Below are 21,712 nucleotides of genomic sequence, written 5' to 3'. Positions count from 1 at the left end.
GCAATGGGGATCGCCGCCCCGTTCACTCCATTTTTCGGGCTTATTGAGACGTGTGTATAACGCTGAGGACTCCGCGCAGGCAGAAGAGTCACTCAGGCTCACTTACAACGATCAATATCATCGCCCGCATTGATACATCAGCCGCTCCAAAACAATCAATTACATCCAGGACCTGCAACAGAGTGTTACAGAGCGGTGCGCCATTTAGCCAACTTTCAGCAACAACCCTTTGAATAAACTGTACTTTAAATTTGTCAAGAGCGTTTATTACAAGACTTTTCAAGAATCGCACCACAATAATGCATTCCCCGCCGAAAGGCCCGAAATCAGCGCATTACAGCCAACTATCATTTTCAGCGATGATCGCTAGCAATCCTATTAACTTCTTAATAATCCGCTGGCGCGTAGCATTGCCTCCATACCGGGATGACAACTCACCCGACACTCATTGGAGACATCATCATGAAAACCAACACATTGATCTTTGGCCTGGCTATCTCTGTTATGGCTTCGAGCGCATTTGCACTTCCAGCTACCAACGTTCAAAGCGACTTGTCCAGCGCCACCATCGTTGCTGAAGGCGGTACTAAACACACTAACGTAGGTTCGATCCGCGTATCTGCCGATGGCGCGGATCACGTCGGTGCCAACCGTCTCGCCTCTGATGGCGCAGACCGCGTCGGTGCCAACCGTCAGGCCGCCGATGGCGCAGACCATGTCGGTGCCAATCGTCTTGCTGCAGACGGTGCAGATCGCGTAGGCGCCAATCGTCTGGGCTGATCGCTCACGCCACACCCCAAGCCCGGCCGATGTCGGGCTTCTTTATGTCTGGCTCAGGATGAAACACACACGCTGCTCTGGCATCCTCTGCAAATGCGCAGCACTATGCTGACATCCACTATTGAGCCCATCAGGAACCGAGCATGTCAGACGCTATTCACTCCTACGAGCCATCCAAGGGTCACGGCCTGCCGCACGACCCCTTCAATGCGATTGTAGGCCCACGCCCGATTGGCTGGATTTCGTCGCAGGATGCCAACGGCAAACTCAACCTGGCACCCTATAGCTTCTTCAATGCGTTCAACTACGTGCCGCCGATCATCGGGTTCTGCAGCGTCGGTCGCAAGGACAGCCTCAATAATATCGAGCAGACCGGTGAGTTCGTCTGGAACCTGGCGACCCGCTCGCTGGCCGAAGCCATGAACCAGAGCTGCGCGCCGGTGGCACCGGACGTCAGCGAATTCGAGCTGGCAAACCTGACACCACTGGCCTCGCAGATCGTCTCGGTGCCGCGTGTACTCGAAACGCCGGTGTCGTTCGAGTGCAAGGTCACGCAGATCATTCAATTGCAGCGCGCCGACAAGGAACTGGTGCCCAGCTGGCTGATTCTGGGCGAGGTGGTGGCGGTGCACATCGACAAGTCGCTGCTCAAGGACGGCGTTTACGACACTGCCGCCGCCGAGCCGATTCTGCGCGGCGGCGGCCCGGCGGATTACTTCCAGCTCGGCCCGGAAGCGCTGTTCAAGATGTTCCGCCCAGGCGCCTGATCAGGCTTCAGGCCAGACCGGTTCGCCCTCTGCATCAATATCGACCAGCCGCTGCAGCTCTTGCACAGCGGCGAGGTCGGCATCATCGGCGGTCTTGAATTTCTGGTCCGGCAGCAGCGCATGGAAACGCGGTGCGCCGCCAGCGCCCAGTGCCTTAACGGCAATCGCCGCGTTGTAACCCTGCTCGGACGGCATCACTGCCGAGACCACTTCAAACCCGTTGTATTCCTTGCGTGCCATGTCTCTCAACCCTGCCAATACGTCAAAGCGCGAATTCTAGCGCGTCTTTCGGCTCGTCCGACACGCGGCATGCAGCGATGACGACAGCCAACGCAAACCCCAACCTTGTCCTACACTCTAATCAGTCCTTTCAAACTGCTCTGTAGCCGAGGTAAGGAGTGCGTCATGAAAGCAATAACAAGAAAGTGCATGGTTGTCGCAGGAGCTCTGGCGGTATTGGCCGTATACAGCGCCGGAGCCTATCGTAACGAACTGACACGCCAGGCCCCGCAGGTCGCCAGTTGTACGTTTGGTCATTGCGTGCCAACCGACGCAACCTTCAGCGCCTTGCGATGAGGCTCGCACAGCGTGAATTGCATCGTCATTCCGCAAAGGCAGCTATCGATTAGCAAGCTATCGGATTAGACTGGCCAGACTCTCCCGCCACACTTGCGGCGGGTCAACATTGCCATCAGGTTTTGCCTTGACCAGTCTTAATCAAACGCCTCCGGCCATCCGCAGCATCCTGTTTGCGTTGATGATGGCAGTCCTGCTCAGCGCGCTGGACCAAACCATCGTCGCGGTCTCGATGCCGGCCATTTCCGCCCAGTTCAGAGACATCGATCTGCTGGCCTGGGTCATATCCGCCTACATGGTCTCGCTGACCGTGGCCGTGCCGATCTACGGCAAACTCGGCGATCTTTACGGGCGACGCAAACTGATGCTGTTCGGGCTGGGGCTTTTCACCCTGGCTTCGCTGTTCTGTGGCCTGGCGCAAAGCATGGAACAACTGGTGCTGGCGCGGGTTCTTCAAGGCATTGGCGCGGGCGGGATGGTTTCGGTCAGCCAGGCGATCATCGCCGACATCGTGCCACCTCGCGAACGCGGCCGCTATCAGGGTTACTTCAGCAGCATGTATGCCGTGGCCAGCGTTGCCGGGCCGGTGCTCGGCGGCCTGATGACTGAATACCTGTCCTGGCGCTGGGTGTTCCTGATCAATCTGCCGCTGGGAGCAGCCGCGCTGATCGTCGCATATCGAACCCTCGTCGGCCTGCCGGTGCCGCAGCGCAAGCCGATTATCGATTACCTGGGTACCGTGCTGATGATCATCGGCCTGACAGCGCTGCTGCTGGGAATTACCGAAATTGGCCAGGGGCATGGCCTGGGCGATGCCGAGGTCCAATTGTTACTGGGCACTGCCCTGCTGACACTGGCCATTTTCGTCTGGTACGAACGTCGCACTGCCGAACCCTTGCTGCCCATGCATCTGTTCACCAACAAGAGCGCCGTGCTGTGCTGGTGCACGGTATTCTTCACCAGTTTTCAGGCCATCTCCCTGATTGTGTTGATGCCGCTGCGTTACCAGACCGTCACCGGTGGCGGAGCGGACAGCGCCGCCCTGCACTTGCTTCCACTGGCTATCGGCATGCCGATGGGCGCCTATTTCGCCGGGCGACGCACCGCGCATACCGGGCGCTACAAGCCGCTGATCCTGACCGGTGCGCTGCTGATGCCGGTTGCGATTCTGGGCATGGCCTTCACGCCTCCGCAATCATTGATAGTCATGAGCCTGTTCATGATCCTCACCGGTGTTGCGACCGGCATGCAGTTCCCCACCTCATTGGTCGGCACTCAGAATTCGGTTCAACCGCGGGATATGGGCGTGGCCACCAGCACGACCAATCTGTTCCGCTCGCTGGGTGGTGCAGTGGGTGTGGCCCTGATGTCGGCGCTGCTGTTGGCCATGTTGCAGCACACCGGGGTCGGCCAACTCGGTGCAGGCGCACTGGGTGGCGAAGGCAGCTCCGGCAATGTGCTGCTCGACAGCCTTAACGCGGCAACCGGACCCGCGCTGGAAACCCTGCGCGCCGAACTGTCATTGACCTTCAGAAACCTGCTGATAACCAGCGCGGCCATTTCGCTGCTCGGTCTTGCGGCAGCCGCGGTGATGCCCAATACGTTGCTGCGAGGGCGGGACTGATCGGCCTTTGCGGCTCAGGAAGGCACTCCGGCCCAGAACCATTGTGTTTTCTTGCTCTTTATATGGGCAAACGCAGGCATGAGTTCACCCTTGTCGAAGTGCCGACGGGAGCCTGACTGTGCGCTACTGAACCAACTGCCTGATCGAGGGCATGCTTGCCCGGCATCGACCGGCGGCAGCGGCTTTTCATCGAATCGCGCATACCACTGCGCGGTGGTTTCGTCGGTAAAGCCAATTCCGGGAGCCAGGTAGGGATGGAGATTGCCGGTGTCCTGCAGGCGAATCGGCTTGATCATCCTGTTGACCGTCACATAAGGCTGCGGCGGCGGCAACCCTCTCCCGCCCAGTTCAGGCACCTCGCCGGCGCGAATGATCAGTCCGTTGCGGTAGGTGTGGAATACGATCTCGCGGTGCGCACTCATCTCGCCGCGCATTTTGTCGCTGCCTCCCAACTGCCTGACGAATGCCTCGCCGAGCACGGTGTACCAGCTGACACCCTTGATACGGTCCAACAGACGCAGGCTTTCAATGTGCGGACCGGGATCGACCATCAGCCCGCTGTAATCCTGAGCGAGCCGATACTCCCAGGGCAGATACTGATGACCATCGCACGGCAACACGCAGGCGAGACCTCCAAAGCCGTGCTCGGCCTGTACTTCGCTGCTCAGGTATCTGATCCACTCCTCGTACAGTTTCAAGCCGTCGGGCTCGGTCAGGTACGACCAGGGCAGCACCATTTTCAGACACGATCGATCGTTGTCGGCCTGCCCCTTCGAGGTGTTCATCACAAACAGGCTGTAGGTGGCGACTTCAGCCTGAGTGGCGCTGGCGATAGACCAGATGAACTGCTCGTCTGGCGGGCTTTCGACAATCTGCCGGCGGGTCGAGGCAAACCCCGAGCCGCTCAGGCGACGCATGCGTTTGAAGAGTTGCCATTTGAGCTTCGTTTTGAACGCGTCGTAAAAGCGCGAAAAGCAGGCTTCGACACGACGCTTCATCTCCGCGGTGTGGCCATCGCGAAAATACAGCGTGGTGATCAATCCCAATCGTATGACCGGTGTGCCCAACGCGGAATCCATAGCCACGCGTTCGGATTGTTGCGTGATCCTGGCCAATAACCTCACAGCGTCAGTTGCCACATCCGACATGTACGGCCTCCCCATCAGTTGAGGGAGTCAGGTTTCTGCTCGTATCCGCATGCCCGTTACCTGTTTTGATCATGCCCGAAAAGAGCCTGCACATCGGGTATTCGCGCTCCTGCCCCATGGTGAGAACATCAGCGTAACTGGCTATGGTTTCAGGGCACATAGGCGCAAGATTCGGCAAAAACATGCAACCTTCCTCTCTTCTGTTCTTTCAGGTGACGAAGAGTGAAGGGAGTTTTCCTGCGGGGCAATACTCGGAATTTACTTTGGGAAATCAGCTACATGTATCAGGAAACATCCTACCGACTTCCTACAATATATTGTCAGATCAACGCTCGCTGATGCGTGCAAGATGAGCGCAATCAATGAATACGGATAAACAATCGGTAAACACGCTATATAAGAGGCACGGATTGGAGTCAGGCTTTGCACAGCATCGCTGGCAGGCGAAACCGGCGGATGCTTCCGCCGGTCATGTTCATTCAGGCACGGGCAGTAGAGCAGTTGTTATTGATCAGCAACGTCGGGCTAAAGCGCAGCATGTCCAGGCACACGTCGACCAGTTGCTCGGCCTCTGCGGGCAGCGAGAAGCTGTCCGGAACCAGCAGCCATTGGTAAATGATGCCGTTGACGTAGGCAAACAGGGCCACGGCAGCCCGGGCGGTGTCCAGCCCTTTGGGTAATTGCCCCTGGCGTACGGCATTGTTCAGCCCCAGGGTGATACGGTCGTGGCACTGTGTGGCGTTGTCCTGGCGCTGACGACGAAAATCACACATCTCGTCAGTAAACTCGCACTTGTGAAACAGGATTTCATTGATGCGACGGGTTTTCGGGTCCAGTGCGAGTTCATGAAACAGGTGAATCAACAGATTTCTCATGCAACCCAGCGGGTCTTCCTCTTCCTCGCTCTGGCTGGCCTCCGCCATTTCGTCGAGGGGCTCCTGAAGACTGTCGAGCATGGCCTGCACCAGATCGGCCTTATTGTTGAAGTGCCAATAGATGGCGCCTCGCGTCACACCGGCAAGGGTGGCAATGTCGGCCAGCGTGGTGCGGGCGACGCCTCGCTCATAAAAAGCCTGCTCGGCAGCCTCCAGGATCTGGCTGCGAGTGATCTGAGCTTCCTCTTTGGTGCGACGAACCATGGCAATAAGACCTCAAAAAATTCACCTCAGGCACGCGTCTTGCGTCATGCCTCGAGATATGACCGGGCGGCATTTGTCTCGCCTTGTCCCGAATTGGCTCCCGGCACCCTGAATAGTGGCCGAATGCGCACGGCGGGTGTTTACAAACAGCCGCGAATGTAAGTATATTCCTTAGCTTGCTACTTATCTAGCCGAAATATTTTTTAACACTTCAACGTACTGTTGAGAAAACAGGCTCCTGCCCCGAGGATCTTCATGCAATTCAAGCCAGCTGTTACCGTTCTGGTCACTGCCATCGCCCTGGCAACCCTGCTCAGTGGCTGTAGCAAGAAGGAACAGGCCGCCCCGCCTGCGCAAACCCCTCAGGTAGGCGTCGTTACCATAAAAGCACAGCCGTATACCCTGACCACCGAGCTGCCGGGCAGGACGACAGCATTCCGCGTCGCCGAGGTTCGCCCTCAGGTCAACGGCATCATTCTCAAGCGTCTGTTCACCGAAGGTGGTGATGTCAAAGCCGGTCAGCAGCTCTATCAGATCGATCCGTCGGTCTATGAGGCCAACGCCAACAGCGCCAAGGCCACCCTGCAGTCCGCCAAGTCGATGTCCGATCGCTACAAGCAACTGGTCAGCGAGCAGGCAGTGAGCCGTCAGGAGTACGACACGGCGCTGGCATCGACCCAGGAAGCTCAGGCAGCCCTGCAGACCGCGCAGATCAACCTGCGCTACACCAAGGTACTGGCTCCTATTTCCGGTCGTATCGGTCGCTCTGCGATAACCGAAGGCGCACTGGTAAGCAGCGCGCAGACCGACGCAATGGCGACCATCCAGCAACTCGATCCGATCTACGTCGACGTAGTGCAGTCGTCTGCCGACATGCTCAAGCTGCGCAGTGACCTGGAAAGCGGCAAGTTGCAGAAAGCCGGCGACAATGCGGCCAAGGTCAAGCTGACGCTGGAAGACAACAGCGTTTACGGCCAGGAAGGCAAACTGGAGTTCTCCGAAGTATCCGTTGACCAGACAACCGGCTCCGTGACCCTGCGTGCGGTGTTCCCGAACCCTGAACACCGTCTGCTGCCAGGCATGTTCGTTCATGCGCAGTTGCAGGCCGGCGTCAATTCGAAAGCCATCCTGGCACCGCAGCAAGGCGTGACCCGCGACCTGAAAGGCACGCCGACCGCCATGATCGTCAATCAGGACAACAAGGTGGAAATGCGTACGCTGGTTGCCAATCGCACCGTGGGCAGCGACTGGCTGATCGAAGACGGCCTGAAAGAAGGTGATCGCGTCATCACCGAAGGCTTGCAGTACGTCAAACCAGGTGCCGAAGTGAAAGTCGCCGAAGCGACCAACGTCAAAGGAGCAAACCCGGCACCTGCCCCGGCCACTGATAAAGCCGCAGGCAGCAAAGGGGAGTAACCCATGTCGAAATTTTTTATTGATCGACCCATTTTTGCCTGGGTTATTGCCCTCGTGATCATGCTGGTCGGTGCGCTGTCGATTTCCAGCCTGCCGATCAACCAGTACCCGAGCATCGCACCGCCAGCCATCGGTATCCAGGTCACCTATCCGGGCGCATCTGCCCAGACGGTGCAGGACACGGTGGTTCAGGTGATCGAGCAACAGCTCAACGGCATCGACAACCTGCGTTATGTCAGCTCGGAAAGTAACTCCGACGGCAGCATGACCATCACTGCGACCTTCAATCAGGGCACCAACCCGGATACGGCGCAGGTCCAGGTGCAGAACAAGCTCAACCTCGCGACCCCGCTGCTGCCGCAGGAAGTGCAGCAACAGGGTATCCGCGTCACCAAGGCAGTGAAGAACTTCCTGATGGTGATCGGCCTGGTGTCGGAAGACGGCAGCATGGGCAAGGAAGACCTGGCCAACTACATTGTGTCGAACATGCAGGACCCGATCTCCCGGACCTCCGGTGTCGGTGACTTCCAGGTGTTCGGTTCGCAGTACGCCATGCGTATCTGGCTGGACCCGGCCAAGCTGAACAACTTCCAGCTGACCCCGGTGGACGTGAAAAACGCGATCACCGCGCAGAACGTCCAGGTCTCGTCCGGCCAGTTGGGCGGCCTGCCGTCGATCAGCGGTCAGCAGCTGAACGCCACGATCATCGGCAAGACCCGTCTGCAGACTGCCGAGCAGTTCGGCAACATCTTCCTCAAGGTCAACACCGACGGTTCGCAGGTTCGCCTGAAAGACGTCGCCACGGTGGGCCTGGGCGCAGAGAACTACAGCACCGATTCGCAGTTCGACGGCAAACCGGCCTCCGGTCTGGCGATCAAACTTGCTACCGGCGCCAACGCACTGGACACCGCCAAGGCCATCCGCGCGACCGTTTCGTCGCTGGAACCGTTCTTCCCGCCTGGCATGAAAGTCGTTTACCCGTATGACACGACACCGGTGGTCAGCGAATCGATCAACGGCGTGGTGCACACACTGATCGAAGCGATCGTGCTGGTGTTCCTGGTGATGTACCTGTTCCTGCAGAACTTCCGCGCAACCATCATCACCACGATGACGGTTCCGGTGGTCTTGCTGGGTACGTTCGGCATCCTCGCGGCCTTCGGTTTCACCATCAACACCCTGACCATGTTCGGTATGGTGCTGGCCATCGGCTTGCTGGTGGACGATGCGATTGTGGTGGTGGAAAACGTCGAGCGGGTCATGGAGGAGGAAAAGCTCTCCCCGCGCGACGCCACGATCAAATCCATGACACAGATTCAGGGCGCACTGGTCGGTATTGCCCTGGTGCTGTCGGCGGTGCTGTTGCCGATGGCGTTCTTCGGCGGCTCCACCGGGGTGATCTACAAGCAGTTCTCGATCACCATCGTCTCGGCCATGGCCCTGTCGGTCGTGGTTGCCCTGATCTTCACCCCGGCGCTCTGCGCCACCATGCTCAAGCCCATTGATCACGAAAAGCACGGGCAGCCGAAACGTGGTTTCTTCGGCTGGTTCAACCGCACTTTCGACCGCAGCGTTCTGAGTTACGAGCGCGGCGTGGGCAATATGCTCAAGCACAAGTGGCCTGCGTATCTGGGTTACATACTGATCTGTGCGGGCATGGTGTTCATGTTCATGCGTATTCCGGCTGCGTTCCTGCCGGAAGAAGACCAGGGCGTTATCTTCGCCCAGATCCAGACACCGGCCGGCTCCTCGACCGCGCGTACGCAGGAAGTCATCGATCAGATGCGTGAGTACCTGCTGACCAAGGAAAGCGGCGCAGTGAAGTCGGTGTTCTCGGTAAACGGCTTCAACTTCGCGGGCCGCGGTCAAAGCTCGGCGATTGCGTTCGTGATGCTCAAGCCGTGGGAAGAGCGTGATTCCAACAACAGCGTTTTCGAACTGGCCAAGCGGGCTCAGGGCTATTTCTTCAGCCTGCGCGACGCGATGGTGTTTGCGGTCGTCCCGCCTTCGGTACTCGAACTGGGTAACGCTACAGGCTTCGACGTCTACCTGCAGGATCAGGGCGGCGTGGGTCACGACAAGCTGATGCAAGCGCGTAACCAGTTCCTCGGCATGGCCGCACAGAGCAAGATTCTCGCAGGCGTGCGTCCGAACGGGCTGAACGACGAACCGCAGTACCAACTGATCATCGACGATGAGCGCGCCAGCGCTTTGGGTATCACCCTGTCGGACATCAACAACACACTGTCCATCGCGTTGGGTGGCAGCTACGTCAACGACTTCATCGACCGTGGCCGTGTGAAGAAGGTGTACATCCAGGGCGATGCAGGTGCGCGTATGACACCTGAAGACCTGAAGAAATGGTACGTGCGCAACAGCGCGGGTGAGATGGTGCCATTCTCGGCCTTCGCCAGCGGCAAATGGTCCTACGGCTCGCCGAAACTGTCACGCTACAACGGCGTGGCGGCAGAGGAAGTGCTCGGTACCCCGGCCCCTGGCTACAGCAGCGGCGACGCGATGGCCGAAGTCGAGGCACTGGCCAAGAAGCTGCCGCAGGGTATCGGCATTTCGTGGACCGGTCTGTCCTACGAGGAACGCCTGTCCGGTTCGCAGGCCCCTGCCCTGTATGCCCTGTCGTTGCTGGTAGTGTTCCTCTGTCTGGCGGCACTGTATGAAAGCTGGTCGATTCCGATCGCGGTCATCCTCGTGGTGCCACTGGGGGTTATCGGTGCACTGATGGCAACCAGCCTGCGCGGCCTGTCCAACGACGTGTTCTTCCAGGTCGGGTTGCTGGTAACGGTGGGTCTGGCGGCGAAAAACGCCATTCTGATCGTCGAGTTCGCCAAAGAGCTTCACGAACAGGGCAAGAGCCTGGTCGACGCGGCGATCGAGGCCTGCCGCATGCGTCTGCGCCCGATCATCATGACCTCCATGGCGTTCATCCTCGGCGTTGTGCCGCTGGCGATTTCGTCGGGTGCGGGTTCAGGCAGTCAGCATTCGATTGGTACTGGCGTAATTGGCGGTATGATCACCGCAGTTATCCTGGCGATCTTCTGGGTGCCCCTGTTCTTCGTAACGGTTTCAGGGCTCTTCAAGAGCAAGCAGAAACATATTTCACACGATGAGGCTGGCCAATGAGCAAGTCATTGATCTCACTTGCAGTTACCGCGTTCATTCTCGGCGGCTGCTCTTTGATCCCCGATTACAAGCAGCCGGAAGCACCGGTCGCGGCACAATATCCGCAAGGACCGGCGTACTCGCCGGTCGAAGGCGCCAAAATGGCCGCCGCGGAACAAGGCTGGCGGCACTTCTTCAATGACCCGGCGCTGCAACAGCTGATCCAGACTGCACTGCTCAACAACCGTGACCTGCGGGTTGCGGCGCTGAACATCGACGCCTACCGCGCCCAGTACCGTATCCAGCGCTCGGACCTGTTCCCTGCTGTTTCGGCAACCGGTAGCGGCTCACGTCAGCGCGTGCCGGCCGACCAGTCGCAAACCGGTCAGTCCGGCATCACCAGCAGCTACTCGGCCACCCTGGGTGTCAGCTCTTACGAGCTGGACCTCTTCGGTCGGGTACGCAGCCTCAGCGAGCAGGCGCTGGAGACCTACTTCTCCAGTGAGGAAGCACGTCGCAGTACCCAGATCAGTCTGGTGGCCAGCGTCGCCAATGCCTACATGACCTGGCAGGCCGACAAGGAACTGCTCAAGCTGACGCAGGACACCCTGAAGACCTACGAAGAAAGCTTCCGTCTGACATCGCGCGCCAGCGAAGTCGGCGTTTCTTCGGCACTGGACCTGAGCCAGTCGCGCACCGCCGTCGAAAGCGCACGCGCCAAACTGGCCCAGTACCAGCGCCTGGTTGCCCAGGATCAGAACAGCCTGGTGCTGCTACTAGGCACCAGCCTGCCTGACAACCTGCCGGCCAGCCACTTGCTCGATTCCGACATGCTGACCGAAATGCCGGCAGGCCTGCCGTCCGACCTGCTGCAGCGTCGTCCGGACATTCTGGAGGCCGAGCACTCGCTCAAGGCGGCCAACGCCAACATCGGCGCGGCACGTGCAGCGTTCTTCCCGAGCATCAGCCTGACGGCCAGTGCCGGGACCAGCAGCAGCGAGCTGTCCGGCCTGTTCAAGGGCGGGTCGGGTGCCTGGCTGTTCCAGCCAAGCATCAACATCCCGATCTTCAACGCCGGCAACCTGCGCGCCAGCCTGGACTACTCGAAAATCCAGAAGGAAATCAGCGTCGCCAACTACGAGAAGGCGATTCAGACCGCCTTCCAGGAAGTGTCCGACGGCCTGGCTTCGCGCAAGACCTATGACGAGCAGCTCCAGGCGCAACGTGACTTCGTCGCGGCCAACCAGGACTACTACCGTCTGGCCGAGCGTCGCTACCGGATCGGCATCGACAGCAACCTGACCTTCCTCGACGCCCAGCGCTCGCTGTTCAGTGCGCAACAAACACTGATCACAGATCGCCTGTCGCAGCTGACCAGCGAGGTCAACCTGTACAAGGCCCTCGGCGGCGGCTGGTATGAAAGGACCGGACAGACCGAAACCATCTCCAAGGAGAAGCCTTCGGTTCAGCTGTTCTGATAGACAGCGGCACACAAAAAAACCACCTGATCAGGTGGTTTTTTTGTGGCCGAATAAACCTGCAATCAATGATCCTGATGCAGGTACTTGGGCTCTTTGGGCAAACGCAGACTGAACAGGAACGCTACCGCCATCATGGCCGTCACGTACCAGTAAAAGCTGTTCTCCATCCCGGCACTCTTGAGTTTCAATGCAACCCACTCAGCCGAGCCGCCGAACATTGCGTTGGCCACCGCGTACGCCAGACCCACGCCCAGAGCACGAACCTGAGGCGGAAACATCTCGGCTTTGACCAGCCCGCTGATCGAGGTGTAGAAGCTGACGATGGCCAGCGCCAGGGTAATCAGCAGAAAGGCAATGAACGGGTTGGTAGTGGTCTTGAGCGTCATCAGGATCGGCACTGTGCACAGAGTACCCAGCGCGCCGAACAGAAGCATCGAATTACGCCGGCCGATACGGTCCGCGAGCATGCCGAAGAACGGCTGCATGCACATGTACAGAAACAGCGCGCCGGTCATGATGTAGCTGGCTGTCTTGGCTTCCATGCCCCCGGTGTTGACCAGGTATTTCTGCATGTAAGTCGTGAAGGTGTAGAAAATCAGCGAGCCGCCGGCGGTGTAACCCAGTACCGTGATGAAGGCAGCTGCATGATGCTTGAACAGTGCCGCAATACTGCCCGCATCCTTGTCCTGTCGGCTTTCGGCCGTGGTGGTTTCATTGAGGGTGCGACGCAGCAGCAAGGCAATGACCGCAGCGGCGGCACCGATCACGAAGGGTATGCGCCAGCCGTAGTCACGCAGCTCTTCGGTGGTCAGGAATTGCTGAAGGATGACCACCGTCAAAACCGCCAGCAATTGCCCGCCGATCAGGGTGACGTACTGGAACGAAGCATAAAAACCGCGCTGGCCACGCAGCGCCACTTCGCTCATGTAGGTGGCCGTGGTGCCGTACTCGCCACCTACCGACAGGCCTTGCAGCAGGCGCGCCATCAGCAGCAAGGCCGGCGCCCAGGCGCCAATCGATGCATAGGTCGGCAGGCAGGCGATGATCAATGATCCGGCACACATCATGGTGACCGAAATCAGCATGGAGTTCTTGCGGCCATGTTTGTCCGCGACACGACCGAACAGCCAGCCGCCAATCGGACGCATCAGAAAGCCAGCAGCAAACACACCTGCAGTGTTGAGCAACTGAACGGTCGGATCATCGGAAGGAAAGAAAGCCGGTGCGAAATAAATCGCGCAGAAGGCGTAGATATAAAAGTCGAACCATTCGACCAGGTTGCCGGATGAGGCACCGACAATCGCGAAAATTCTTTTGCTTCGCTCCTCGCCGGTGTAATGCGGTGCTTTTGATGTTGTAGTCATTATTTTCCCCAAGCAGAACTGTCCATAAGAAACAATCTGTAACACCGTCTTTAATCGAGCACAATAAGTCAGAACAATTCAGCCACCGGGAAAGACCGCGAGGGTTGAACAATCAGTGCCCAGACGAACAACAACCCGGATCATCGGCCTGCCTTTTCGTGGAGGCAGACAAACGATCCGGGTTGCTGGACAACAGGTTGAAGCGGGAGGGCTTACCGCTCGATGGCCAGCGCAAGCCCCTGCCCGACGCCGACGCACATGGTTGCCAGGCCTCTGCGTCCACCGGTTTTCTCAAGATGATGCAGCGCGGTCAGCACCAGCCGCGCGCCACTCATGCCCAACGGATGGCCGAGAGCAATTGCCCCGCCGTTGGGATTGACCTGCGGCGCATCGTCCGCCAGACCCAGTTCGCGCAGCACTGCAAGACCCTGGCTGGCAAACGCTTCATTGAGTTCGATGACATCGAAATCGGTCACCGCCAGGCCCAGTCGCTCGACCAGCTTACGCACCGCTGGCACCGGACCAATGCCCATCACCCGAGGTGCAACCGCCGCGCTGGCCATGCCGAGTACGCGGGCACGGGGCGTCAGGCCATGCTTTTTGACCGCTTCGGCCGAAGCCAGAATCAGCGCAGCAGCACCGTCGTTGACCCCGGACGCATTACCGGCAGTCACCGTGCGGTCCGGGCCGTTGACCGGCTTGAGTTTGCTCAGGGTTTCCAGACTGGTATCGCCACGCGGGTGCTCATCCTTGTCGACAAGAGTCTCGCCCTTTTTGTGCGCGACCCGCACCGGCACTATCTCGTCCTCGAAAAAGCCCGCAGCCTGGGCAACGGCAGTGCGTTGCTGGCTGCGCAGGGCGAAAGCGTCCTGATCGGCTCGAGAAATCCTGAAGTCGGTTGCAACGTTGTCGCCCGTCTCGGGCATTGAGTCCACGCCGTACTGCGCTTTCATCGCCGGATTGATAAAACGCCAACCGATGGTGGTGTCTTCCAGCTTCATGTTGCGCGAAAACGCGGCATCGGCCTTGCCCATCACGAAGGGAGCACGGGACATCGACTCGACGCCGCCGGCGATTGCCAGCTCGATTTCACCTGAAGCGATGGCCCGGAAAGCGGTGCCGATGGCGTCCATTCCGGAAGCACACAGGCGATTCAGAGTGACGCCCGGCACACTTTGCGGCAGCCCGGCCAACAGTGCAGCCATGCGCGCAACGTTGCGGTTGTCCTCACCGGCCTGATTGGCGCAGCCGAAGAACACTTCGTCGATCTCTTCCCAGTTGACCGACGGATTGCGCTCCATCAGCGCCTTGATCGGCACTGCAGCCAGGTCGTCTGCTCGCACCGAAGACAGCCCACCACCAAAACGACCGATGGGAGTACGAATCGCATCGCAAATAAACACTTCACGCATCACGCTTCTCCCGCAACCTGACCGTGAGCCGCGGCAGTTCGTGCTTCCAGATCACGCAGCGCCGTCAGCTCGACCTCCGTAGGCTCTTCGGAAACCGCCACCGTGTCGGCAAAGCGGATCTCCCAGCCGGTTGCGGCAACGACCTGCTCGCGGGTCACGCCAGGGTGCAGCGCGGTCACGACGAACTCGTGGGTGCCGGCTTCCGGCTCCATGATGCACAGGTCGGTGATGATGCCCACCGGACCCGCACCTGGCAGGCCCAGACGCTTGCGCGAGTCGCCGCCTTCGCCATGCCCGACCGAGGTGATGAAGTCCAGTTTGTCGACGAACGAACGCGCCGATTGCTTGAGAATGATCAGCACCGACTTGGCCGACCCGGCGATCTCCGGCGCGCCGCCGGCTCCGGGCAGACGCACTTTTGGATGGTGGTAATCACCGACCACGGTGGTGTTGATGTTGCCGAAACGGTCGACCTGCGCTGCGCCGAGAAAGCCGACATCGACGCGACCGCCCTGCAGCCAGTAACGAAAGATTTCGCTGGTGGATACCACTGTGTCGGCGGTTTCAGCCAACTCGCCATCGCCGATAGACAGCGGCAATACCGTGGGCTTGGCGCCAATCGGGCCGGACTCGTAGATCAGTACCACGTCAGGCGCAGAGGTAAGACGTGCCAGGTTCGCAGCCTTGGAAGGCAGGCCGATGCCGACAAAGCATACAGAACCGTTGCGCAAGCGACGGGCTGCGGCAACGGTCATCATTTCACTGGTGGAGTAAGTCATTATTTGGCCTCCGAAGCGCGAGCCAGCTTGCTCTGGAATTCACTGAAATCTGCGGTGCCGTGGATGTATTCATCGATCCACGCCGTAAAGGTCTCCCGGTTCCGAGCGATCGGGTCCCAGGCCTGATAGAACGGGTTGTCACGCTCGTAGTAGCCGTGCGCATAGGACGGGTGGGCACCACCGGGCACCAGGCACACCGCGCTCAGCGCCCAGGTCGGCAGCACGCAGGAATTCATCGGCGCCTTCAGGTCATCGACGATTTCTTCCACCGTCACAATGCAGCGCTTTGCAGCCAGCGCGGCTTCTTTCTGCGCACCGAGAATGCCCCACAACAGCACGTTGCCCTTGCGGTCGGCTTTCTGAGCATGAATTACGGTTACGTCGGGACGTACCGAAGGCACCGCTGCCAGCACTTCGCCGGTGAACGGGCACGTGACGGTCTTGATCAGCGGGTTGACCTTGGGCAGGTCGGACCCGGCATAAGCGCGCAGCACGGCGAACGGTAGACCGGACGCACCGGCTACGTAGGCGTTGGCAAGGTCGGCATGGCTGTGCTCTTCAATTTCCATCGCCCGCGGCCACTGTTTTTCAACGGCATCGCGCAAACGATGCAGGGAGCCAACGCCAGGGTTGCCGCCCCATGAAAAAATCAGCCGCTTCGCACAACCGGCGCCGATCAACTGGTCGTAGATCAGATCGGGCGTCATGCGCACCAGCGTCAGGTCTTTTTTACCCTGACGGATGATTTCATGGCCGGCGGCCGTGGGGATCAGATGAGTGAAGCCTTCCAGCGCAACGGTGTCGCCATCGTTGACCAGTTGCTTCACCGCATCGCGTAGAGAAAGAATGTCTGCCATGAGGTGCTCCGAACCCAACATCACGTTCAATGATCAGCGCGAAGACCTGCGCCGGAATGAAAATGAGGTTATGCCTGAGCAAGATGGCAAACAATCCGATAATCGACTAAACGTTCGGTAATCGAACGAATTCAATCGGTCAGAAACACGGCCATTTCAGGTAAACAACTGCGTACTCAGGTCGCGACTGGCATCGAGCATGATCGGCAGAAAGCGCTGTTCCAGTTCGCTGCGCGCCACACGTCCGGCACTGGTACTGACATTCAGCGCAGCCAGCACCTGGCCCGACGCATCATAGACCGGTACGGCAATCGAACGCAGCCCCTGCTCCAGTTCCTGATCGACAATGCACCAGCCCTGTTGCCGAACCAGTTGCAGACATTCGAGCAAGGCTTCCGGCGTGCGAATGGTGCGGCTGGTCTTGGGCTGCAGATCGACATGGTCAAGGTATTCATGCAGCGACACGTCATCCAGAGCGGCCAGCAGAATGCGGCCCATGGACGTGCAGTACGCGGGAAGGCGACCGCCCACGGAAAGGTCGACCGAGATGAGTCGCTGCGTGGTCGCAGAGCGCGCTATATAAAGAATGTCGTCGCCTTCCAGCGTGGCCATGTTGCACGCCTCGTGCAGCTGATCACTCATACGGTCCAGATAAGGCTGCGACGAGGTTGCCAGTGGCGTCGATGACAAATAGGCGTGACCCAGGGTCAGCACCTTGGGCAGTAGCGAGTAGGTACGACCGTCAGTGGTCGCATAACCGAGCTTGATCAGCGTGTGCAGACAACGACGCACTGCCGCGCGGGGGATTTCTGTGCGGTGGCTGATCTGTGCAATGGTCAGGTGTCGCTTGCGCTCCTGAAAGGCATGAATCACGGCCAGCCCGCGCGCCAGCGACGTCATGAAATCCGGATCACCGGTCAGCGCCTGAATGCGCTTCGCAGGCGACGCCACGATGGGCGGTGCCAATGAGGCAAAAGATTTACGCAGTTCGTCGTTCATTGACCCACCTTATGTAACTGCCTTTCAGGCCCTGTAAACCGCAGGTTTCAGCTCTTTTCAGCGGACCGAAGCCCGGCCCGCTTGTGCGATTATCGAACAGGTGGCCGATAATCGCAATTGACCCTATGTAAATATACTTATACCTTTACCTCTGCCACGAAGTGACTTCTTGGAAATACTGGTCAGGTACCCACTAAGAAGTCCAAGGCAGCGGCCTTGCTCATCAAGCAAGGCCGTTTTCATTACTCAGGCGCGCCCTCTGTGCCCGATGCCCGCGACATCCTCCTGCTCATCCCGTTCTCAGTCGGCGCCTGCCGCGCAACTCAAGACATCCCGCATATAGAAAACCGTGAATTTCCTCGCCAACATTTTGTCGTCGAAAGTCAAAACTGTTTTATAAAACTTCTGTCATATAAATGGCCCACTGAAACTTCGGAACAATCGTACAAAAAAACCATACCGGTGAACTCATTCAACCTCTGTTGTTGACGTAACAGAACTTCTTGGAGATAGTATCCGCCAGTTGGTTGGCAATACCCTCGCAACGATTGATTCGTTCACCCGATTTCTGCTTCGACTGTCTTGTCGACGCCCTGTCACGGTGCACCATCGCCGCGAGACCATCAGCAAGCCTGCCAGCTCAAGCCTTGCGCTTGAAATCAAACGTATGTCGCTACGACAGGTGTTTTTCTCTGGTGCACGTAGCCGCAGACAACAACAGGCATGTCCAGTAAACCGTTCGCGCAATCGCCCGAACAGGTCGCTGACTGTATTTGGTATACAGCCAGACTGGAGTGAACATACTTGCAATGTTTTGCGTCATCGCCAGAGCCCATTCGACTCGATCAGGTATTAAAGTGACTAAAGATGAACTGCGCGCGGAACTTGAGCGCCAGGAGCAACGCTACAAGGATGTCTACGGCGGTGAAATCACCACCTACGCCGCGCAACCTGAACCGGAACGCAAACCCTGGCGCAAAAGAGCCAGCCTGCTGGACCAGGCGTTCAAGCAAGAACTGCAAAAAATGGAAGAAGGCCTGAAAGAAGAGCCATGACAGCACGGGTCTGGTGATCCCTGCCCGATAAGCCTCCTACTTCCAGTACCCGGAATTACACGCCTTACTGCCTCATTGAGCACTCAACGGGGCGGCGCTCATGCGTCTTTTTTTTGGTTTGAGGCGACACCACGCGGTGACGACAAGTCGTTCGGTATTTTTTCTGTCATAATCGCGCCCCCTTCAGACCCGGTCAGAAAACCTACATGATCGATTTATTCAGCGGGCTTGATGCCTGGGTGCTTGTGAGCCTGTTGCTCGCCCTGGCTTTCGTCCTCACCTTCGAGTTCATCAACGGCTTTCATGACACCGCCAACGCGGTGGCGACAGTCATCTACACCAAAGCAATGCCGCCTCATCTGGCCGTGTTCTTTTCCGGTGTATTCAACTTTCTCGGCGTGTTGCTGGGCGGCGTGGGCGTTGCCTATGCCATCGTCCATCTGCTGCCGGTCGAACTGCTCATCAACGTCAATACCGGACATGGCCTGGCCATGGTGTTCTCGCTGCTGGCGGCGGCCATTACCTGGAACCTCGGTACCTGGTACTTCGGCATTCCGGCCTCCAGCTCGCACACGTTGATCGGCTCGATACTCGGTGTGGGTCTGGCCAATGCGCTGCTCAACGATATCCCGTTGGCCGATGGCGTTAACTGGCAGAAAGCGATCGATATCGGCGCGTCGCTGGTGTTCTCGCCGCTGGCCGGCTTTATCGTTGCGGGTCTGGTGCTGGTTGCCCTGAAGTGGTGGCGCCCGCAGTCGAAGATGCACAAGACTCCCGACCAGCGCCGCAAGCTGGACGACAAGAAGCATCCGCCGTTCTGGAACCGTCTGGTGCTGGTCATTTCCGCAATGGCGGTCAGCTTCGTACATGGCTCGAATGACGGTCAGAAAGGCATTGGCCTGATCATGCTGGTACTGATCGGTATCGTACCCAGCCAGTTCGTGCTTGACCTCACCAGCACGACCTATCAGATCGAACGTACCCGCGATGCGACCCAGCACCTGAGTCAGTTCTATCAGCGTAACAGCAGCACGCTGGGCGAATATCTGGCCATGGGCAAAGCCGAAAAAGGCGACCTGCCTTCAAGCTCTGCCTGTAACCCGAAGCAGACCGAACCTACCATCGACGCGTTGCTCGACCGCCTGAAGGGCGTGTCCGACTACCACGCGCTGGCACCTGAAAGCCGCATCGAAGTACGTCGCTATCTGTTGTGCCTGGACGACACCGCCCGCAAGGTCGGCAAACTTCCAGACCTGTCGGCACGTGAAAAGTCCGATCTGGAGAAACTTCGCAAGGACCTGACCACCACCACCGAGTACGCTCCGTTCTGGGTGATTCTGGCGGTCGCACTGGCGCTGGGCATCGGCACCATGGTTGGCTGGAAACGTGTGGTCCTGACAATCGGCGAGAAGATCGGCAAGCAGGGCATGACTTACGCACAAGGCATGTCGGCGCAGATCACCACCGCCTGCGCGATCGGTCTGGCCAACGTGTTCAGTCTGCCGGTGTCCACCACGCATATTCTGTCGTCGGGTGTAGCCGGTACCATGGTCGCCAACAAGAGCGGCCTGCAAGGCGGAACCGTGCGCACCATCCTGCTGGCCTGGGTACTGACCCTGCCGGCAACGGTCGCCTTGTCCGCAGCGTTGTTCTGGCTGGCTTCCAAGGCCCTGGCCTGATCTAGGCTCTGTACGAAAAGTCGGCGAGCGAAGGTCAGGCGAGGCAAAAACAGGCGAGGAACGGCCGGGGTCGCGTTCGACTCTACGTGTTGTAAATGAGCATTCCGATTGGACTCGCATCCGAGCCTGTTTTTAACGAAGCATCACCGAGCGCAGCCACTTTTCGTACAGAGCCTAAAACCCTTCGGGCGGTGCATCCCTTGCACCGCCTGAAGGGTTTGACTCACTTCTCCTCTTGCTCCCCCTCCTTCTCAAGCCCTTCAACAGGCGCTTGCGCATGCTGCAGCTCGCGCCACAGTGCTGCGGCACCTTCAAAATCAGCGCCGTTTTCCGCCGTCAGTTGCGCAGGGTCATAGCGGCTCAGGCAGCCTTCGCCAAGCGTTGCCGGAGCGGTGGAAGTGGCTTTGTCGAGAGGATCGGTCATTGGCTGTCACCTTGCACGTTGCACCATTGCCGACAGCTGGGTCGGGAGCGCGAGAGACGCGCTCCGGAAAAGATAGATCAGTCAAAGACGACCGTCTTGTTGTCGTGAACCAGAACGCGGTCTTCCAGATGAGCGCGCAGGCCGCGGGCCAGCACCATTTTTTCCACGTCGCGACCGAAACGCACCATGTTTTCGATGCTGTCACGGTGGCTGACGCGTACGACGTCCTGCTCGATGATCGGCCCGGCATCCAGTTCTTCGGTCACATAGTGACAGGTCGCGCCGATCAGTTTGACACCGCGCAACGAGGCCTGGTGATAAGGCTTGGCGCCGACGAACGATGGCAGGAAGCTGTGGTGGATATTGATGACCTGATGGGCATATTCACGGCACAGCTGTGGCGGCAGAATTTGCATGTAACGCGCCAGAACCACGACATCGGCCTGGTGATGACCGACCAGACGCGATACCTCGGCGAACGCAGGCTCCTTGTCTTTCGGGTCCACCGGAACATGGTAGTAAGGGATGTCATGCCATTCGACCATGCTGCGCAGGTCCTGGTGGTTTGAAATCACACAGGCGATGTCGCAGTCGAGTTCGTCACTGTGCCAACGGTGCAGCAGGTCGGCCAGACAGTGCGATTCGCGACTTGCCATGAGCACGACGCGCTTCTTCTGCGCCGAGTCGGTAATGCGCCAGTCCATCGAAAAAGCTTCGGCAATCGGCGTGAACGCTTCACGGAACCCGTCCAGGTCAAAAGGCAGGGTGTCGGCACGGATCTCGTGACGCATGAAAAACCAGCCGCTGAGATTGTCCGAATGATGACTCGCTTCGGTGATCCAGCCGTTATGGGACGCCAGAAAGTTACTGACTTTGGCAACGATGCCTACACGGTCCGGGCAAGCAATCACCAGACGAAAAGTGCGCATTGGGGGAAACTCCAGAACTTCGCAAAGCCGCTATTCTAGCGGCTGCGCAGCAAAACTGCAGTATCTCTGTTGCCAGAATTCAGATACCGAAAAAGCACACCGCCAAGGCCAGAGATTGCACCTTGCCAGTATGGGTTTTTACGGGGTTTACCGCTAAACAAAACCT

20 protein-coding genes are annotated in these 21,712 nt (G+C 58.7%); 10 read left to right on the top strand and 10 right to left on the bottom strand.

Annotated features, from left to right (window positions below):
• Positions 1 to 462 precede the first annotated feature (462 nt).
• Complete coding sequence (locus tag JOE33_RS19560) at positions 463 to 780, top strand: hypothetical protein (RefSeq protein WP_187624961.1); 318 nt, start codon at positions 463 to 465, stop codon at positions 778 to 780.
• 143 nt (positions 781 to 923) lie between these two features.
• Positions 924 to 1,547 (top strand): flavin reductase family protein, encoded by a 624-nt coding sequence (locus JOE33_RS19555; RefSeq protein ID WP_003406312.1) that lies wholly within the window; start codon positions 924 to 926, stop codon positions 1,545 to 1,547.
• Here JOE33_RS19555 and JOE33_RS19550 read toward each other — a convergent pair whose 3' ends face one another.
• Positions 1,548 to 1,787, bottom strand: a complete 240-nt coding sequence (locus tag JOE33_RS19550) for a hypothetical protein (RefSeq protein ID WP_010433928.1) — start codon at positions 1,785 to 1,787, stop codon at positions 1,548 to 1,550.
• A gap of 165 nt (positions 1,788 to 1,952) precedes the next feature.
• Between JOE33_RS19550 and JOE33_RS19545 the strand changes: the two genes are divergently transcribed.
• Together JOE33_RS19545 and JOE33_RS19540 are read left to right on the top strand one after the other, a co-directional pair.
• Positions 1,953 to 2,123, top strand: coding sequence for a hypothetical protein (locus tag JOE33_RS19545; RefSeq protein ID WP_162829248.1), 171 nt, complete (start codon positions 1,953 to 1,955; stop codon positions 2,121 to 2,123).
• Positions 2,124 to 2,250: 127 nt separating this feature from the next.
• Complete coding sequence (locus JOE33_RS19540) at positions 2,251 to 3,747, top strand: MDR family MFS transporter (protein ID WP_010433929.1); 1,497 nt, start codon at positions 2,251 to 2,253, stop codon at positions 3,745 to 3,747.
• Positions 3,748 to 3,761: 14 nt separating this feature from the next.
• Here the strand turns inward: JOE33_RS19540 and JOE33_RS19535 are convergent, their stop codons facing one another.
• Entirely contained in the window at positions 3,762 to 4,895 is a 1,134-nt protein-coding gene (locus JOE33_RS19535) for a DUF3396 domain-containing protein (protein WP_025991012.1), read from the bottom strand.
• 479 nt (positions 4,896 to 5,374) lie between these two features.
• Positions 5,375 to 6,034, bottom strand: coding sequence for a TetR family transcriptional regulator (locus JOE33_RS19530; protein ID WP_096125278.1), 660 nt, complete (start codon positions 6,032 to 6,034; stop codon positions 5,375 to 5,377).
• Positions 6,035 to 6,289: 255 nt separating this feature from the next.
• On the opposite strand from JOE33_RS19530, the gene JOE33_RS19525 reads away from it, so the two are divergent.
• From JOE33_RS19525 to JOE33_RS19515, 3 genes are read left to right on the top strand one after another with little or no spacing between them, the layout of a single operon-like run.
• On the top strand, positions 6,290 to 7,450 hold the full coding sequence (locus JOE33_RS19525) for an efflux RND transporter periplasmic adaptor subunit (protein WP_010433934.1): 1,161 nt from the start codon (positions 6,290 to 6,292) through the stop codon (positions 7,448 to 7,450).
• A 3-nt stretch (positions 7,451 to 7,453) separates the two neighbouring features.
• On the top strand, positions 7,454 to 10,588 hold the full coding sequence (locus tag JOE33_RS19520; protein ID WP_096102460.1) for an efflux RND transporter permease subunit: 3,135 nt from the start codon (positions 7,454 to 7,456) through the stop codon (positions 10,586 to 10,588).
• Complete coding sequence (locus tag JOE33_RS19515) at positions 10,585 to 12,045, top strand: AdeC/AdeK/OprM family multidrug efflux complex outer membrane factor (RefSeq protein ID WP_010433938.1); 1,461 nt, start codon at positions 10,585 to 10,587, stop codon at positions 12,043 to 12,045. The genes JOE33_RS19520 and JOE33_RS19515 overlap by 4 nt, the downstream gene beginning before the upstream one ends.
• A gap of 65 nt (positions 12,046 to 12,110) precedes the next feature.
• On the opposite strand, the gene JOE33_RS19510 is transcribed toward JOE33_RS19515, so the two are convergent.
• The 5 genes from JOE33_RS19510 to pcaR form a co-directional block, all read right to left on the bottom strand.
• Complete coding sequence (locus tag JOE33_RS19510) at positions 12,111 to 13,412, bottom strand: MFS family transporter (protein WP_010433941.1); 1,302 nt, start codon at positions 13,410 to 13,412, stop codon at positions 12,111 to 12,113.
• A 212-nt stretch (positions 13,413 to 13,624) separates the two neighbouring features.
• Positions 13,625 to 14,824: a 3-oxoadipyl-CoA thiolase gene (pcaF, locus tag JOE33_RS19505; protein WP_096125279.1), complete on the bottom strand. Its 1,200-nt coding sequence runs from the start codon at positions 14,822 to 14,824 to the stop codon at positions 13,625 to 13,627.
• On the bottom strand, positions 14,824 to 15,606 hold the full coding sequence (locus JOE33_RS19500; RefSeq protein WP_186005930.1) for a CoA-transferase subunit beta: 783 nt from the start codon (positions 15,604 to 15,606) through the stop codon (positions 14,824 to 14,826). The genes pcaF and JOE33_RS19500 overlap by 1 nt, the downstream gene beginning before the upstream one ends.
• On the bottom strand, positions 15,603 to 16,460 hold the full coding sequence (locus JOE33_RS19495) for a CoA transferase subunit A (protein WP_010433951.1): 858 nt from the start codon (positions 16,458 to 16,460) through the stop codon (positions 15,603 to 15,605). The genes JOE33_RS19500 and JOE33_RS19495 overlap by 4 nt, the downstream gene beginning before the upstream one ends.
• A gap of 156 nt (positions 16,461 to 16,616) precedes the next feature.
• A complete protein-coding gene (gene pcaR / locus JOE33_RS19490) occupies positions 16,617 to 17,459 on the bottom strand; it encodes a pca regulon transcriptional regulator PcaR (protein ID WP_003363842.1) in 843 nt (280 codons plus the stop codon).
• Between the two features lie 216 nt (positions 17,460 to 17,675).
• On the opposite strand from pcaR, the gene JOE33_RS19485 reads away from it, so the two are divergent.
• The 3 genes from JOE33_RS19485 (at position 17,676) to JOE33_RS19475 (ending at position 20,193) form a co-directional block, all read left to right on the top strand.
• Positions 17,676 to 17,948, top strand: coding sequence for a hypothetical protein (locus tag JOE33_RS19485; RefSeq protein WP_163023659.1), 273 nt, complete (start codon positions 17,676 to 17,678; stop codon positions 17,946 to 17,948).
• A 368-nt stretch (positions 17,949 to 18,316) separates the two neighbouring features.
• A complete protein-coding gene (locus JOE33_RS19480; protein ID WP_002554967.1) occupies positions 18,317 to 18,514 on the top strand; it encodes a hypothetical protein in 198 nt (65 codons plus the stop codon).
• A 206-nt stretch (positions 18,515 to 18,720) separates the two neighbouring features.
• On the top strand, positions 18,721 to 20,193 hold the full coding sequence (locus tag JOE33_RS19475; protein ID WP_010433954.1) for an inorganic phosphate transporter: 1,473 nt from the start codon (positions 18,721 to 18,723) through the stop codon (positions 20,191 to 20,193).
• A 223-nt stretch (positions 20,194 to 20,416) separates the two neighbouring features.
• Here the strand turns inward: JOE33_RS19475 and JOE33_RS19470 are convergent, their stop codons facing one another.
• Both JOE33_RS19470 and purU read right to left on the bottom strand, forming a co-directional pair.
• Positions 20,417 to 20,617, bottom strand: coding sequence for a hypothetical protein (locus JOE33_RS19470; protein WP_122694838.1), 201 nt, complete (start codon positions 20,615 to 20,617; stop codon positions 20,417 to 20,419).
• Between the two features lie 77 nt (positions 20,618 to 20,694).
• On the bottom strand, positions 20,695 to 21,546 hold the full coding sequence (purU, locus tag JOE33_RS19465) for a formyltetrahydrofolate deformylase (RefSeq protein ID WP_010435617.1): 852 nt from the start codon (positions 21,544 to 21,546) through the stop codon (positions 20,695 to 20,697).
• Between the last annotated feature and the right edge of the window lie 166 nt (positions 21,547 to 21,712).

This window comes from Pseudomonas sp. PvP027 (genome assembly GCF_017833005.1).
GTDB classification, from domain to species: domain Bacteria; phylum Pseudomonadota; class Gammaproteobacteria; order Pseudomonadales; family Pseudomonadaceae; genus Aquipseudomonas; species Aquipseudomonas congelans.
This window is presented reverse-complemented; position numbering and strand designations above follow the sequence as displayed.